Annotated in this window: 12 protein-coding genes; 8 read left to right on the top strand and 4 right to left on the bottom strand. The window is 63.0% G+C overall.

Features of this window, described 5'->3' with window-relative positions:
• The first annotated feature begins 29 nt into the window (after positions 1–29).
• The 4 genes from paaZ (at position 30) to FJQ89_RS15100 (ending at position 5,787) form a co-directional block, all read left to right on the top strand.
• Positions 30–2,081, top strand: a complete 2,052-nt coding sequence (paaZ, locus tag FJQ89_RS15115) for a phenylacetic acid degradation bifunctional protein PaaZ (RefSeq protein ID WP_141170770.1) — start codon at positions 30–32, stop codon at positions 2,079–2,081.
• 389 nt (positions 2,082–2,470) lie between these two features.
• A complete protein-coding gene (locus tag FJQ89_RS15110; protein ID WP_141170769.1) occupies positions 2,471–3,736 on the top strand; it encodes a hypothetical protein in 1,266 nt (421 codons plus the stop codon).
• Positions 3,737–3,746: 10 nt separating this feature from the next.
• The gene (locus FJQ89_RS15105; protein ID WP_141170768.1) at positions 3,747–4,154 is read left to right on the top strand and encodes a type 2 periplasmic-binding domain-containing protein; all 408 of its coding nucleotides are present in this window, start codon (positions 3,747–3,749) and stop codon (positions 4,152–4,154) included.
• Positions 4,155–4,215: 61 nt separating this feature from the next.
• On the top strand, positions 4,216–5,787 hold the full coding sequence (locus tag FJQ89_RS15100; RefSeq protein ID WP_141170767.1) for a methyl-accepting chemotaxis protein: 1,572 nt from the start codon (positions 4,216–4,218) through the stop codon (positions 5,785–5,787).
• 5 nt (positions 5,788–5,792) lie between these two features.
• Here FJQ89_RS15100 and FJQ89_RS15095 read toward each other — a convergent pair whose 3' ends face one another.
• Both FJQ89_RS15095 and argH read right to left on the bottom strand, forming a co-directional pair.
• Entirely contained in the window at positions 5,793–7,016 is a 1,224-nt protein-coding gene (locus FJQ89_RS15095; RefSeq protein ID WP_141170766.1) for a M24 family metallopeptidase, read from the bottom strand.
• 167 nt (positions 7,017–7,183) lie between these two features.
• On the bottom strand, positions 7,184–8,581 hold the full coding sequence (gene argH, locus FJQ89_RS15090; protein ID WP_141170765.1) for an argininosuccinate lyase: 1,398 nt from the start codon (positions 8,579–8,581) through the stop codon (positions 7,184–7,186).
• A gap of 266 nt (positions 8,582–8,847) precedes the next feature.
• Here argH and FJQ89_RS15085 point away from each other — a divergent pair, with 266 nt between their 5' ends.
• Both FJQ89_RS15085 and FJQ89_RS15080 read left to right on the top strand, forming a co-directional pair.
• Complete coding sequence (locus FJQ89_RS15085; protein WP_096237896.1) at positions 8,848–9,045, top strand: hypothetical protein; 198 nt, start codon at positions 8,848–8,850, stop codon at positions 9,043–9,045.
• A 166-nt stretch (positions 9,046–9,211) separates the two neighbouring features.
• The gene (locus tag FJQ89_RS15080; protein ID WP_141170764.1) at positions 9,212–9,637 is read left to right on the top strand and encodes a GNAT family N-acetyltransferase; all 426 of its coding nucleotides are present in this window, start codon (positions 9,212–9,214) and stop codon (positions 9,635–9,637) included.
• A gap of 5 nt (positions 9,638–9,642) precedes the next feature.
• On the opposite strand, the gene FJQ89_RS15075 is transcribed toward FJQ89_RS15080, so the two are convergent.
• Positions 9,643–11,031, bottom strand: a complete 1,389-nt coding sequence (locus tag FJQ89_RS15075) for a YfcC family protein (protein WP_096237894.1) — start codon at positions 11,029–11,031, stop codon at positions 9,643–9,645.
• Between the two features lie 9 nt (positions 11,032–11,040).
• Positions 11,041–12,177 (bottom strand): succinylglutamate desuccinylase/aspartoacylase family protein, encoded by a 1,137-nt coding sequence (locus FJQ89_RS15070; RefSeq protein ID WP_141170762.1) that lies wholly within the window; start codon positions 12,175–12,177, stop codon positions 11,041–11,043.
• A gap of 202 nt (positions 12,178–12,379) precedes the next feature.
• On the opposite strand from FJQ89_RS15070, the gene FJQ89_RS15065 reads away from it, so the two are divergent.
• Both FJQ89_RS15065 and FJQ89_RS15060 read left to right on the top strand, forming a co-directional pair.
• Positions 12,380–13,378 carry a MurR/RpiR family transcriptional regulator gene (locus FJQ89_RS15065; protein ID WP_141170761.1) on the top strand — a complete coding sequence of 333 codons (999 nt, stop codon included), beginning with the start codon at positions 12,380–12,382 and terminating at the stop codon, positions 13,376–13,378.
• Positions 13,379–13,413: 35 nt separating this feature from the next.
• Positions 13,414–16,182, top strand: coding sequence for a TonB-dependent receptor (locus FJQ89_RS15060; protein WP_141170760.1), 2,769 nt, complete (start codon positions 13,414–13,416; stop codon positions 16,180–16,182).
• The last annotated feature ends 100 nt before the right edge of the window (positions 16,183–16,282 follow it).

Below are 16,282 nucleotides of genomic sequence, written 5' to 3'. Positions count from 1 at the left end.
CCAACACCCTCGTTTTACGGAGAAACCACATGGCTCACATATCTACCCTGCAAAGCCTGATCGCCGGCCGCTGGCTGGGCGAAAGCGCCGCCGTGCCCCTGCATAGCGCCTTGAACAACCGCGTCATCTATCACACGCATGCCGAGAAGATCGACTTCGACGAGGCCGTCACGTATGCGCGCAAGACGGGCGTGCCGGGCCTGATGGCGCTGGACTTCCAGCAGCGCGCCGCGCGCCTCAAGGCGTTGGCCCTGTACCTGGTCGAGCGCAAGGAAGAGCTGTATGCGATCTCGCACCTGTCGGGTGCCACGCGCGCCGATAGCTGGGTCGATATCGAAGGCGGCACCGGCACCCTGTTCGCCTACGCCAGCATGGGCAGCAACGAGCTGCCGTCGTCGAACGTGCTGCACGAAGGCCCGGCCATCGCGCTGGGTAAAAAAGGCGGCTTCGCCGGCACGCACATCCTGGTGCCGCGCGGCGGCCTGGCCGTGCACATCAACGCATTCAATTTCCCCATCTGGGGTCTGCTGGAAAAATTTGCGCCAAGCTTCCTGGCGGCCATGCCATGCATCGCCAAGCCGGCCACGGCGACGAGCTACCTGACGCAGGCGGTCGTGCGCATGATGCATGAATCGGGCTTGCTGCCGGCTGGCAGTTTGCAACTGGTGATCGGTTCCACGGGCGACTTGCTGGACCGTTTGAATGGCCAGGATTTCGTCACGTTTACAGGCTCGGCCGCCACGGCCGCCAAGCTGCGCACCAATCCGAACCTGATCGCCCAGTCCGTACCCTTCAACGGCGAAGCCGATTCGCTCAACTGCGCCATCCTGGCGCCGGACGTCACGCCCGACGATGTGGAGTTCGATCTGTTCGTCAAGGAAGTGGTGCGCGAAATGACGGGCAAGTCGGGCCAGAAGTGCACGGCGATTCGCCGCATCATCGTACCCGAGCACCTGATGGATGCCGTCGGCACGCGCTTGCGCGAGCGCCTGGCCAAGGTGGTGGTGGGCGACCCGTCCATCGAAGGCGTGCGCATGGGCGCGCTGGCATCGAAGGAACAGCAAAGCGATGTGGCGGAGCGGGTTGCCACCCTGTCGCAGGGTAACGAGGTGGTGTTCGGCGCGGCCGACGGTTTCAGTCCCCTGGGTGATGGGGCACAGGATGGCAGCTTCTTCTCGCCGACCCTGCTGCTGTGCCGCGACGCCTTCGGCAACGACGCCGTGCATGACGTGGAAGCGTTCGGCCCCGTCAGCACCATGATGGGCTACAAGGATATCGATGAAGCGCTGGCCCTGGCCGCGCGCGGCAAGGGCAGCCTGGTGAGCACTCTGGTGACGCGCGATCCGAAGATCGCCGCGCGCGTGGTGCCGCAAGTGGCGGCCACGCATGGCCGCGTGCATGTGCTCGAGCGCGTGGCCTCCGTCGATTCGACGGGCCATGGCTCGCCCCTGCCGCAACTGAAGCACGGCGGCCCTGGCCGCGCGGGCGGCGGCGAGGAGCTGGGCGGCGTGCGCGCCGTGCGCCACTACCTGCAACGGGCGGCTGTGCAAGGTTCGCCGACCATGCTGGCGGCGATCACGGGCGAATACGTGCGCGGCGCGGATGTCAACGAAAGCCCGATCCATCCGTTCCGCAAGCACTTCGAGGACCTGAAGACGGGCGATTCGCTGCTCACGCACCGCCGCACTGTCAGCGAAGCGGACATCGTCGCCTTTGGCGGCATCTCGGGCGATTTCTTCTACATGCACTTCGATGAAATCGCGGCGAAAGAGTCGCAGTTCGGCAAGCGCATCGCCCACGGCTACTTCGTGCTGTCGGCCGCCGCCGGCCTGTTCGTCTCGCCTGGCGTCGGTCCAGTGCTGGCCAACTATGGCCTGGACAACCTGCGTTTCGTCGCCCCCGTCGCCATCGGCGACACCATCCGCGCGCGCCTGACCTGCAAGCGCAAGGTCGACCGTAACCGCAAGGACGTCTTTGGCGTGGGCCAGGGCGTGGTGGCGTGGGACGTGCAGGTGACCAACCAGAACGAGGAACTGGTAGCCAGCTACGACATTCTGACCCTGGTGTCGAAGCGCGAGTAAGCGTTTTCGCAGCACGGCATCGACCGGCGCCATCCGCGATCTTTGCGCGGGTGGCGCTTTTTTTATCCGAGTTATTTTTGTCTTGAATTATCCATAAGTGTATGAAAAGTATACCGAAAGTGTGGTTTTTCCCGTCTGCTCATTAGATAAAATCCTCTAGAAACCATGTTTTTTCCATGAAAAATGGCAAAATCGGTAATTGCCTTAGGAAAACTTTTCAAAGCAGACTTTTTCTCTGTAGCATGGTTCTACTCACTGGTCACACCGTCATTCACGCCATGCAAGGCGACGGCGGCGCAAAAAAGGACCCGGCCTGTTATGGCCGGTGAACCATCGACCTCGAGCCCAACTCCACGATTAACGTTCACCGCTACGGGTATTTAATTACTATGAATAAACACGTCCTGATTTTCCTGCTGGCCATGCCCCTGGCCATCAGCCATGCCTACGCTGAAGATGCCGCCAGCGGCCCGACCGTCAAGATCAGCGGTTTCGGCACGGCCGCGCTGACTGTGGCCGATACCGACAAGGCGCAGTTCGCGCGTCCGAACCAGGCTGCCGGCGCCGCTCGGACAGCCCGTACGGGCGTCGATTCGAACCTGGGATTGCAGGCCAATGTCACCGTCAATCCCTGGTTGTCGGCCACCGTGCAAGGCCTGGCGCGCAAGGACGGCGAAGATGATTTCGGCGCCGAGCTGGCATGGGCCTTCGCCAAGGCCAAGGTGTCGGACAGCTTCAGCGTGCGCGTTGGCCGCATGGGTCTGCCCGTCTTCATGATTTCCGATTACCGTAACGTGGGCTATGCCAACACCATGCTGCGCCCACCGGGCGAAATGTATTCGCAGGTGCCCCTCAACAGCATCGATGGCATCGATGGCACTTACCAGTTCAGCTTGGGCGACACCAGCATCACCACGCAGCTGGCGCTGGGCCGCACCAAGGCCACCCTGGCAACGGGACCCGATTCGACCGTGCATGTGGAAGGCAAGTCCATCGTTGCGCTGAACATGGTGGCCGAACATGGTCCCGTCACCGTGCGTTTCGGCCGTGCCGAGACCAAGCTGACGATCAATGATTCGCCCAGCTTGAATACCTTGATGGGCAGCTTGCGCGCAGCCGGCAGCGGCTACCGGATCGCCCAGCTGGGCGCCCTGGCTGATGCGCTGGAAGTCAAGGACAAGAAGGCGTCCTTCACGTCCGTGGGCCTGGGCCTGGACTGGAACAATGTCCTGGTGCAGTCCGAGTATGCCAAGCGCAAGACGGACAGCTATATCAGCGACAGCACCTCGTGGTACGTGATGGGCGGCTACCGCATCGGCGCCTTTTTGCCGTACTACAGCCATGCCAGCCTGAAGGCCGATGATCGCGTGAATAACACCGTGCCGGCTGCCTGCCCGGCCGGTTATCCAGCCGCCTGCACGCCGACCCTGCGCGCACTGTCGGCCGGCGTCAATACCATGGCCAACACGCGCAACCAGCTGGAGCAATCGACGGACAGCATCGGCGTGCGCTGGGACTTCCACCGTTCGGCCGCCTTGAAGGTGCAGATCGACCGCATCAAGCCGAAGAATGGCCAGGGCCTGTTCGTGCAAGCCAAGCCGGGTTTCAGCGGCCCCGTCACGGTGGTGGCTGCCGCCATCGATTTCGTTTTCTAAGGAGCGCCGCATGAAACCATTTATTTTGCATATGGCTGCCTTGCTGGCCTTGTCGATGAGCGTTCCCGCCATGGCCGAAGTGGTCGTGGTGGTCAATCCCAAAAGCGCCGCTGGCGCGATGACGAATGAACAGGTGGCGCAGTTCTTCCTCGGTAAATCGACGGCCATGACGCCGATCGACCAGCCTGAAGGCTCCACCGTGCGCGCCGAGTTCTACAAGAAGGTGACGGACAAGGAACCGTCGCAGGCGAAGGCCCTGTGGTCCAAGCTGGTCTTCACGGGCAAGGCGACCTTGCCGAAAGAGGTGGCCAATAGCGCCGACGTGAAAAAGGCCGTGGCCGCCGATCCGAAAGCCATCGGCTACATCGAAAAGAGTGCCGTCGACGCCAGCGTCAAAGTAGTGCTGACGGCGCCTTAAGGCCGGCTCGGGCCGCGCGCCATGCGGCGGCCCGATAATTCATCAGAATCAGGAGACAGCAATGAGCATCAAACGCAAGATATGGGCGCTGCCCGTCGTCTCGGCCGTGATCTTCGGCCTGGGACTGGCCGTCAGTGCCTACCTGTCTACGGCCGCGCTCAATTCCATTCACGCCACCGAAAGCGCCGACTATCCCGTGCTCGACATGGCCAAGTCGCTGACGCTGGACCTGGCCGCCGTCGGCGATGGCTTGCGCGACGCCGTCAGCGAAGGCGACAAGGAGCGCATCGGGCAAGTCGATGGCCAGGCCGTCAAGCTGCGCGCCAAGCTGGCCGCCTTTGCCGCCATTCCCGGCCAGCGCGAGCACGGCATGCAACTGGCAAAGGAGTTTGACGCCTACTATGCGCCGGCCATGAGTGCGGCGCGCATCATGCTGGAAATGGAAGAGGGCGACCCGCAAGCGACCGTGTCGCGCATGCAGGGCGCGCTGGCGGTGCTCAATACGGACCTGGCCAAGACCAACGAACAGGCGCAAGCGCAATTCAAGCAGGGCATCGAGCGCAGCGCGGCGAATGTGCGTCATGCCCTCAATACCAGCATCGCCGTGGCGCTGGCCGTCATTGTTTGCCTGGCGGCCGTGTCGCACTTTGTCGTGCGCGCCATCTGGCAGCAGCTGGGCGGCGAACCGGAATATGCGCGCCAGATCGCGCGCGCCGTGGCCGATGGCGACCTCTCGATGGAGATCGCCACCGAAGCGGGCGACCAGGCCAGTTTGCTGGCGGCGCTGAAGGAGATGCGCGGCCGGCTGGCCGGCATGGTGTCCGGCATCAAGGCATCGGCCGAAACCATCCAGGTGGCCAGCGCGGAAATCGCGCAAGGCAATGCGGACCTGGCCGCGCGCACGGAATCGCAGGCGGGCAGCCTGGATCAGACGGCGCGCAGCATGGATAGCCTTACAAGCACCGTGCGCGACAACGCAGCCAATGCGGGCCAGGCGCATGCACTGGTGGTGTCGGCGTCTTCTGTCGCCGTGAAAGGCGGGCAAGTGGTCAGCCAGGTGGTCACCACCATGGGCGAGATCAACGACTCATCGAAACGCATTGTCGACATCATCGGCGTGATCGACGGCATCGCCTTCCAGACGAATATCCTGGCCTTGAATGCGGCCGTGGAAGCGGCGCGCGCGGGCGAGCAGGGACGCGGCTTTGCCGTGGTGGCATCCGAAGTGCGCAACCTGGCGCAGCGCAGCGCGGCTGCGGCGCGCGAGATCAAGCAATTGATCGGCGATTCGGTGGACAGGGTGAATGTCGGCTCGAAGCTGGTCGACGAGGCGGGGCTGACCATGGGCCAGATCGTCGACTCGGTGAAAAAGGTGGCCGACATCATGGCCGAAATCAGCGCCGCCAGCCAGGCGCAGAGCGCCGGCATCGGCGATATCGGCGTGGCCATCGGCAGCATGGACCAGATGACGCAGCAAAACTCCGCGCTGGTGGAAGAGGCCTCGGCGGCCGCCGAATCGCTGCAGGAGCAGGCCGTGCAACTGGGCGTGGCGCTGGCCGTGTTCAAACTGGCGCAGGACGGCGCGCCGGCAATCAGCCCCATGCCGGCGCCACGGCGGCTGGCGTTGAGGTAAGCTGCCTAGGCGTGCAGCCCGAACGGATCGTCAATGCTGTGCGCCGGTTGCGTGAACCAGCGCGGACCGTCTTGCGTCATGTAGAAATGGTCTTCGTGGCGGATGCCGAATTCGCCGGGAATGCAGATCATCGGCTCGTTCGAGAAGCACATGCCCACGTCGAGCGGCGTCGTGTCGTTTCCCACCAGGTAAGGCCATTCGTGGATATCGAGGCCGATGCCGTGGCCGGTGCGGTGCGGCAGGCCCGGCAGCTTGTAGCCGGGGCCAAAGCCGTCTGCCTCCAGGGATACGCGCGCGGCGCGGTCCACGTCGCCGCAGGGTACGCCCAACTGGGCGGCCGCGAAAGCCGCAGCCTGCGCCGCCTTTTCGCTGTTCCACACGCTGCGCTGGCGCGCGCTGATCGTACCAAACACATAAGTGCGCGTGATGTCGGAGATGTAGTTCATCACCTGGCAACCCGTGTCGATCAGCACCGTGTCGCCCGCCTTCAGGGTCTGCACGTAGTTCACGCCATGCGGATAGGCGGTTGCTTCGCCGAACAGCACGATGCAAAAATACGAGCGGGGCGCCCCCACCTTGCGGTGCGCGCGCTGGATGAATTCTTCCACTTCCACCGTCGTGATGCCTTCGACCAGCATGCTGGCCGTGGCCACGTGCACGGCCAGGGTCATGTCCATCACGCGCTGGATCAGGGCGATTTCCGCCAGTGACTTGCGGCTGCGGCAGTACGCCGTGACGGCGCGTGCGTTTTCCAGCGCGTAGCCGGGAGCCAGCGGCCGGATGCCGTCATAGATGAAGAAGGCGGCGCTTTCGCAGATACCCACGCGCGGCGGCGCAGCCGCATCCTGGGCAATCCCCATGCGCGCCAGCACGTCGACGAACAGCTGGTACGGGCTTTCATGCTCTTCCCAGCAATTGACCTTGCCCTCGATGAGCATGAAGCCCGTCAAGGTGCTTTCCTCGAAGGCGGGGGCGATATATTCGATCTCGCCGCAGGCCGGCAGGATGGCGCCCACCATGCGTTCGCTGGCATACCATTTGGTACCCGTGAAATAGGTGAGGTTGGCGCCCGCGTTCAGGTAGATCGCGGCGATGCCCTGCTCGCGCATGCAGTCCTGCGCCCTGGCGATGCGTTGCGCATGTTCGTCCTTGCCGATGGCAACCATGCCGCCCGTCATGTCCGACAGCGATGCCAATGCCTGTTCGATGGAAGTGCCACCTATGCTCATGCCTGCTCCTTTGCTCGATGCTGAATATGGAATGCGGGCATGATATCAGTTCGCGCCTTTCGGCTTGAGCCCGGGCGCTGCCTTTTCCGGATTGTCGACAATCGTCGCGCAATGAAAAACGCCCCGCTGCAGCGATGCAGCGGGGCGCTTGGGTGCGCAAGCGCGGTTTATTTTTCCAGTTGCGTGCGCACGCGGGCGATCGCGGCGCGCACCTGGCGCGGCGCGGTGCCGCCCACGTGGTCGCGCGCGGCGACGGAGCCTTCCAGGGTCAGCACTTCAAACACGTCTTCACCCGTCAGCGGGGAAAACGCGCGCAACTGCTCCAGCGTCAGGTCCGCCAGGTCGCAACCGGCATCGACGCAGGCGCGCACGGCCAGGGCCACCGCTTCATGGGCGTCGCGGAACGGCAGGCCCTTCTTGACCAGGTAGTCGGCCAGGTCGGTCGCCGTGGCATAACCCTGCAGGGCAGCCGCGCGCATCGCTTCCGGTTTCACCGTGATGCCGCCGGCCATGTCGGCGAAGATGCGCAAGGTGTCGATGACGGTGTCGACGGTGTCGAACAGCGGTTCCTTGTCTTCCTGGTTATCCTTGTTGTAGGCCAGCGGCTGGCCTTTCATCAGGGTCAAGAGGCCGATCAGGTGGCCATACACGCGGCCCGTCTTGCCACGGGCGAGCTCGGGCACGTCCGGGTTTTTCTTTTGCGGCATGATCGACGAGCCGGTGCAGAAGCGGTCGGCGATGTCGATGAAGCCGATGCGAGGGCTCATCCAGATCACCAGTTCCTCGGCCATGCGCGATACGTGCATCATCAGCACGGCGGCAGCGGCGCAAAATTCGATGGCGAAATCACGGTCCGACACGGCGTCGAGCGAGTTGTGGCACACGTCGTCGAAGCCCAGCGTTTTTGCCACGCGCAGGCGGTCGATGGGGAAGGTGGTGCCGGCCAGGGCGGCGGCGCCCAGCGGCAGGCGATTGACGCGCTTGCGGCAGTCGGCCATGCGCTCGGCATCGCGGCCGAACATTTCGACATACGCCAGCATGTGATGGCCGAAGGTGATCGGCTGGGCCACCTGCATGTGGGTAAAGCCCGGCATGATGGTGTCGGCATGCTGCTCGGCCAGGTCCGTCAGCGCGCTGCGGAACGTCGCCAGCAGGGCGGTGATGTCGTCGATGGCGGAACGCACGTACAGGCGGATGTCGGTGGCCACCTGGTCGTTGCGCGAACGGCCGGTGTGCAATCGCTTGCCCGCATCGCCTACCAGTTCGGTCAGGCGTTTTTCGATATTCAGGTGGACATCTTCCAGGTCCAGCAGCCATTCGAACTGGCCGGCGGTGATTTCCTGCGAGATTTGCGCCATGCCGCGCACGATTTCCGCGTAGTCGGCCGGGCTGATGATGGCTTGCGCATGCAGCATTTCCGCATGGGCCAGCGAACCTTCGATGTCGAACAGCGCCAGGCGCTTGTCAAAAAATACAGAAGCTGTGTAGCGCTTGACGAGGTCCGAGACCGGTTCGGAAAACCGGGCCGACCAGGCTTCGCCCTTTTTGGAGAATTGATCAGTCATGAAAGAAGTCCTTTAGTGTAGGGCGATTATAAACAAGGTTGGCCTGCGGTAGGGCTTTTAGGGGCTTGCAGGGCGCTGAAATGGCCGGGAATGGGGCTGGCACGCGTCAAATGCCACGCGGCGGACGCTGTTGTGCGTTCCATCCGGGCTTTTTGTATTCTGTCCCGCGAATCGTGCGTTTGGTCGCAATCCGATGGCAGTTCAGGGGGGATCGGCCTACAGTTCAATCATCGCAACACACAACCAGCCACTCAAAGGACACCATCATGAACATCGCTAAAAACATGGAAGCCATCTTCGTTGCCATCATCGCCATCGCCGCCGCCACCAGCCTGGCCACCGCCGCCGTGCCGAAATTGCGCGCCGCGCCCGCCCCCATCGCCGCCAGCGCCGATCAAGCCACCATGCACACCGTGTATGTCAGCGCCAAGCGTCTGAGCGCGGAAGAAAAAGCCGCCCTGTAAGCGCAGTGATGGCATTGCCGGCAGTACAAGCAGCATCCGCAGCAAACAGCAACACCGCATCACGGACAGGCAGAACGGGTGGCGCCCCCGGTTCTATCCAGCCCTGGTGACAGCCGCAGCAAAAAGGCCGATGATCGTGTTTTTCAACGCTAGCAGGGCCTGCGCGATGTCACATTTGATGATCAGCACCGACAAGGCGGAACTCGACGTTCCAGCCATCCACCATTTTCTCAGCACGCAATCGACATGGGCCATCGGCATCCCGCTGGCTACCGTACGGCGCGCCATCGACCATTCTCTATGCTTTGGCGGCAGGCTTGACGGCCGTCAGGTGGCGTTCGCCCGCGTGGTCAGCGACTACGCCACGTTTGCCTATCTGGTCGACGTGTATGTGCTGCAAGAGTACCGCGGCCGTGGCTACGGCAAGCGCCTGATGGACGCCGTGATGGCACATCCCGACTTGCAGGGCTTGCGCCGCTTCATGCTCGCCACCGGCACGGCGCATACGCTGTACGCGCGCTACGGTTTCACGGCGCCGCTGCGCCCGGAAACGCTGATGGAGCGTTATGTGCCGGACATCTACCAGCGCTGACTGGCTTACTGCCAGTGCATCAGGCAGGGTGGAATCAGCAGCAGCAGCGCGAGCACCAGATAGATCAGCTGCAGCGGGATCATCCACTTGGCCCAGGTAATCCACGGCACGCGCGCCAGTGCCAGCACGCCGACGGTGATGCCGGAGGTGGGAATCATCGGCGTGGTGAATTCGCCGAACTGGAAGGCCAGGATGGCCGTCTGGCGCGTCACGCCCACCAGGTCGGCCAACGGCGCCATGATGGGCATGGTCAGCGCGGCCTGGCCACTGCCGGAATGGATGAAGAAGTTGATTACCGACTGCATGAAGAACATCTTTTGCGCGGCAAAGACGGGGCTTGACGACGCCACCAGGGGCGTGAGCGCATGCAGCATGGTGTCGATGATCTGCGCATCGCGCGCCAGGATCATGGTGCCGCGTGCCAGCGCGATGACGAGTGCCACGCTGACCATGTCGCGCGCGCCTTGCACGAAGGATGCCACCAGGCTGTCCATGTCGAGCCGGCCGACCAGGCCGACGACGATGGCCATGACCAGGAACAGGGCGGCGATTTCATCGATGAACCAGTCGTACTTGACGACGCCGACGACCATCGTCAGCAAGGTTGCCATGAAAATCCACAGCACCGCGCGGTGCGTGCGGGTCATGCCGGCAAAGCTGTCGAGGTCCATCGAATGCTCGCTGCGTTTTTCGATGTCGAGCAGGTAGGTCGGGCTTTTTTCCGGATGGCGCTTGATGCGCGCCGCATACCACATCAAAAATACGATGCTGACGGCCGTGGCGATGGCCCACACGATCAGGCGGTAGCCGATGCCGGAAAAGATCGGCACGCCGGCGATGCCCTGCGCGATGCCGACGTTGAATGGATTTAAAAAGGCGGCGGAAAAGCCCACCTGCGAGCCGATGAAGGGAATCGACACGCCCGTGATGGTGTCGTAGCCCAGCGCCAGCGCCAGCGGCACGAAGATCAGGATGAAGGGAATGGCTTCCTCGTTCATGCCGAAGGTGGCGCCGCCCAGCGAGAACATGGTGAAGAAGACGGGGATGATGGCGGCGCGCACGAAGCGCGAACTGGTGTGCGCTTTGGCGATGGCCTTGATCAGCGAATCGAAGGCTTCGGTTTTTTGCAGCACGGCGAAGGCGCCGCCGACGATCAGGATGAAGCCGATGATCAGGCTGGCGTCGACGAAGCCCTTGATGGGCGCCATCATCAGCGCGGCCAGTCCCTGCGGCTTGTTGTCGACGTAGTGAAACGTGCCGGGAATGATCAGCTGTTTGCCGTTCACCAGTTGCGTATCGAATTTTCCGCCCGGTACCAGCCAGGTCGCCAGCGCGATCATGGCCAGGATGCCGCACAGCAGGACGAAGGTATTGGGGAGCTTGAATTTTTTCATGGGTGACATTTATTGGCTCAGCAGGCTGCCGCCGCGGAAGGCGATGGCGCCGGCGACCTTGCCGACGTTCATGCCGCGCAAGACATGGCGGTGGGCGCTGCGTGCAAAGAAGACACCGGCGACGCTGCAGCGCAAGGTCGTCGTCTCGCCGCTGACCGGATCGATCAGGTCGGCCAGCGCATCGCCGGCGGCCAGCACCTCGCCCATTTCGCGCAGATACACCAGTACGCCGTGATGCGGCGCGAGGATAGGCTCCACGCCGGCCAGCGGCGTGGGCTGGCATTGCTGAGCGGGCAGGTCGTCGCCGGCGCCGGCGATCTCCAGCACGCCCTCGATGGCAAGAAAGCGCAGCAGGGCGGTGGCGTCGCGCTCTGCCAGGGCGTAGCTCACTTCCACTTCGCCGCGCAATTCGACGGTGGTCGACAGGCAGGCGGCGGGAATCGGATAGCGGCCCTGGAAGTGTGCGTCCAGGTCCCACCACAGGCGGCTGCAGGCTTCGTCGAACGGCTCTTCGCCGGCCGCCAGTTCCAGCAGCACGGCGCGCGCACCCAGGAGCGCGGACAGGGGGGCGATCTGCGCCGCCAGCGGCGTGCCCGTATAGATATGCAGGGCCGCCTCGTTATCGCAATGCAGGTCGAGCACGATGTCGGCATCGATGGCCATGCCCAGCAAGGTTTTTTTCAGCGTCTCCGCATCCGTGGACGGCCGCCAGGCGGCGACGGCGTCGCACGCATGCTGGCGTATCAGCGCCACGTTGGCTTGCGCATCCTGCCCCAGCTTGCCATCGAGCGTGGTTTTCAGTTCATCGGCTACGTGGCGGTAGGCGCGGTTGAAGTTGATGCCAGTGGTCAGGTCGAAGCGGCCAAACGGCGCGCCATGGATGGCTTGCGCCAGGCCGATCGGGTTGGCGGCAGGCACCAGGATGATTTCACCGTGCACCTTGCCCGCCGCTTCCAGCGCCAGCAGTTCGCGGCGCAGGAACTGCGACACCAGCATGCCCGGCACCTCGTCCGCATGCAGCGCCGCCTGGATATACACTTTCTTGCCGCTGCGGCTGCCTGCCGCTGCCGTGCCAAAGTGAAAGCTGCTCAACTGGCACGCTACGCTGGCGTGCGCACTGGAGATGGGATGCTGTTGTACTTGCATGGTAAATTCGCCCCAAAACGGGGCGCGGTTGATGGATTTCGGTCGATTATGTAGCATTATTTTCACTAAGTAAATCAATGAAAATTCTTTTACAAATATTTGTTGAGTTTTCTTTTTGATATGAGTAAAGTAGGTTCCAGCGACCCGTTTTCGTCTTTTTATCCGTCATCCGTCATCCACAAGAACACAGGCCGCCAGTGATATGAAATCATCCGCCAGCCCTGCCCGTAACAGCTTGCGCCCGCCAGTGGCCGCCACCCTGTCGTCGCCCGATGCAGCCTTTGCGCAATCGACGCTGGGGCAAACGCTGATGCACGTGCTGGCCAGCGGCTCGGCCTCGCAGCGGCAGATCGCCGATTACCTGCTGCGCAACCAGATGCGCGTGACTGCGCTGGGCATCGAGGAGCTGGCTGACAGTTGCCAGGTCTCGACGGCGACCATCAGCCGCTTCGCACGCGACATAGGGCAAAAGAATTATTCGGCCATGCGCAGCGCCATGGCCGAAACCCTGCAATCGCTGTTGCAGCCAGTCGACAAATTGCGCCGTACGATACAACGGCGTGCGCGCGCCACGTCACCGATCACGGAAAGCCTGGAGTATGCGGCCGCGAATATCGCCGCCACGTCCGATGCCTTGTCGCCGCCCGCCATGCAGACCGTGGTGCGGCGCCTGACGCGCGCCAAGGTCGTGTATGTGATGGGTTTTGGCCTGTCGGCCAATCTGGCGGGCATGCTGGTGCAGCATCTGCAGCCGTTTTGCCCGCATGTGGTGGAAGTGGTGGGCATCGGCGGTTCGGAAGTGGCGGCCGGGCATCTGGTCAACCTGGCGGCGCACGATGTGCTGGTGGTGATCTCGTTTCCCCGCTATACGCTCGACTGCATCGGCCTGGCCAGCTTTGCGCGCGATCGCGGCGCCTGTATCGTGGCGCTCACCGACTCTCCCGCGTCCCCCCTGGCCGAACTGGCCGATCACGCGCTGTATGCGCAAAGCACGCATCCCGTCCTGCCCAGCAGCGCCAGCACGGCGCTGGCCATGATCGAGGCGCTGGCCGTGGCGCTGATGGTGTCGAACAAGAAGAACGTTGAAAAAGCGGCCCGTCTGAGCGAAGTCATCGCCGCCTATCTGTACGGCGGCGAGCATGGCGTGCCAGGGCCCCGGAAAGCAGTATCCAGGCAGCGCAAGGCAGTACAAAAATCATGATAAAAATCAGACATACACCATTGGGGAGAGATGCAATGCACATGAAAAGACAGAACGGCCGTTCCGTATTGCCACGCGAGTCGCTGCTGGCGCAAGGCGTGCGCCTGGCGCTGGGCGCCTTGAGCGTGTCGGCGGCGCTGGGCATGCTGGCCAGCGGCGCGCTGGCGCAGGAACAGGAGCAGGCGCGGGATGGCGAGCCGGCGCCGAAAAAAATGCAGCGCGTGGAAATCACGGGTTCGGCCATCAAGCGCCTGGAATCGGAGACGGCGCTGCCGGTGCAGGTCATCACGCGCGCCGAGATCGAAAAGGCGGGCGTGACGACGGCGGCCGAGCTGATGGCGCGCGTGTCGGCCAACGTGGGCGGCCTGACCGATGGCGTCAGCATCAATGTGGGCGGCGACCAGCGCGGCTTCAACAGCGCCAACCTGCGCGGCGTGGGCACCTCATCGACCCTGGTGCTGCTCAATGGCCGGCGCATGGCGAACTTTGCCTCGCCCGGCGACGATGCGGGCGTGGACCTGAATAACATTCCCGCCGCCGCCCTGCAGCGCGTGGAAGTATTGCTCGACGGTGCTTCGGCCCTGTACGGCACGGACGCCATCGGCGGCGTGATCAATTTTATTACGCGCAAGGATTACCAGGGCGTGGAGCTGAATGTCTACGGCAGCGGCACGCAGGAAGGCGGTGCCGGCAAGCGCACGGCCAGCATCACGGCCGGCACGGGCGACTTGGGGGAGGATGGCTACAATATCTTTGCCGTGGTCGACCTGCAAAAAACCGACCGCCTGAGCACTTCGCAGCGCAAGTTCATTCCGAACCTGCACGTGGCGGAACGCCTTGGTCATTTGTTGTCCAGCTATACCAGTCCGGCGAATATCCGCCTCTCCAGCGACCAGCGCGACTACCTGCAGGAACAGGGCTTCCTGCTCAATGGGAAACCGATCACGAATCGCCTGATTAACCTGTCGATTCCAGGCTGCAGCGGCCCGGCCAATGTGTACCTGCCGGCCGGCACGGGCGGCGTCGATGCGTGTACCTATAATTACATGGGCGACACCGAGCTGTATCCGAAGACGGACAAGCAGAACCTGCTGACGCGCGGCGTCCTCAAATTGAACAATGATCACCAATTGTATGCCGAGGTGGCGTTGAGCCGTTCGCGCAGCTATTACGTGGGATCGACAGCGCGGCCCGATGGCGAAATCGACGCCAGCATGGTGCCGCAGCTGAACGCCGCCGGGCTGACTGACACGCTGGCCCTGCGCATCCGCCTGAACGAAGCGGGCATGCGCACCAGCGAATTGACCAGCGAAAGCCAGCGTTACGTGGTGGGCGCTACAGGCACCGTGGGCGGCTGGGATTACGACGTGGGCTTGAATCACAGCGTCAATGTGGTCAGGGACAAGGACACGCACGGCTACCTCCTGGCCGACCAGCTACAAAAGGGCATCACGGATGGCACCATCAATCCATTCGGCCCGTCCAGCGCGGCGGGCAAGGCGCTGCTCGAGAGCATCCAGGTCAACGACGAAGTGCGGCATGCGCGCGGTGTCATGGACTCGCTCGATTTCAAGGTGTCGCGTGCGCTGATGGCACTGGGCGGCGGCGACCTGGCGCTGGCCGTGGGCGGCGAAGTGCGGCGCGAGCGCACGGACTTCCGGCCATCCGCATTGTTGATGAGTGGTAACATCACCAATGACGAAGCGCCCGAAGGGGGTGTGGCCACCAGCGACAGCCGCAATGTGCAAGCCATCTACAGCGAACTGCTGCTGCCATTTACCAAGCAGTGGCAGGCGCAGCTCTCGGGCCGCTATGACCATTACCAGCAGGTGGGCGGCGCCTTGAGTCCTAAAATCGGCCTGACCTACATGCCCAGCAAGCAGGTGCTGCTGCGCGCCTCGGCCGGCAAGGGCTTCCGTGCGCCGTCGATGTCGGACCTGCACCGTCCCACCGTCTACAGCCAGACGGCGACCCTGCCCGATCCCGTGTACTGCGAAGCCGAGGACAACGACTACTCGATTTGCGCCGACAACTGGCGTACGCGCCGCTACAGCAACGACAAGCTGAAACCCGAACGCAGCCGCCAGTTCACGGCCGGCCTGGTGCTCGAACCGAGCCAGCACTGGACCTTCAGTGCCGACTACTGGAACATCAAGCGCACGGACCTGATCAGCGAAATCGGCGACGACATCATCCTGTCCAACCTGGGCAAGTACGGCAACCTGGTGCACCGCGACGAAGACAATGAAATCCGCTACATCGAGCTGCGCAAGGAAAACCGCGGCGCGCAAAAAGCTGCGGGCATCGATATCACGGCCGACCTGCATGGCGTGAAAACGGCGTGGGGGCGTTTTGGCGGACACCTGAGCGGCACGTATGTGCTCGACTCGAAAATCCAGACCAGCCCTGGAGACGTTTTTATCAGTAACTTGAATAAATTTGTCACGGACGGCGTGGTGCAGCGCTGGCGCCATACGATCACGCTGGACTGGGATAACGGCCCGTATTCGGCCAGCCTGTCGAACACCTATTCGAGCGGCTATGCTGACCAGAACTCGGCCATCAACACGGACGACGGCAGCGTCGTCAAACCGAACCGGGTGAAGGCCTACACGCTGTGGGACATGTCGGGCGCGTATGCGGTCAGCAAGCAGTTCAAGCTGCGCGCAGGCATACAGAATCTGTTCAATACCAGCCCGCCGTACTCGAACCAGGCGTACTACTTCCTGTCCGGCTATGATCCTACTTATTCGGACCCGCGCGGCCGGCGCTTCTATGCCAGCGCCAATTACAGCTTCAAATAAGGCGGCAAAGCAGGAGATACCGCAATACGGCTGTCACACGCAGCGGGTAGTATCGTAGTCCGATGGCGTTGGGTTGCAAGCAGCAGTTTTGGCAGTAAGG

This window comes from Janthinobacterium tructae (assembly GCF_006517255.1).
GTDB lineage: Bacteria > Pseudomonadota > Gammaproteobacteria > Burkholderiales > Burkholderiaceae_D > Janthinobacterium > Janthinobacterium tructae.
Note: the sequence above shows the minus strand (reverse complement) of the source record. Positions and strands in the feature narration are given on the sequence as shown.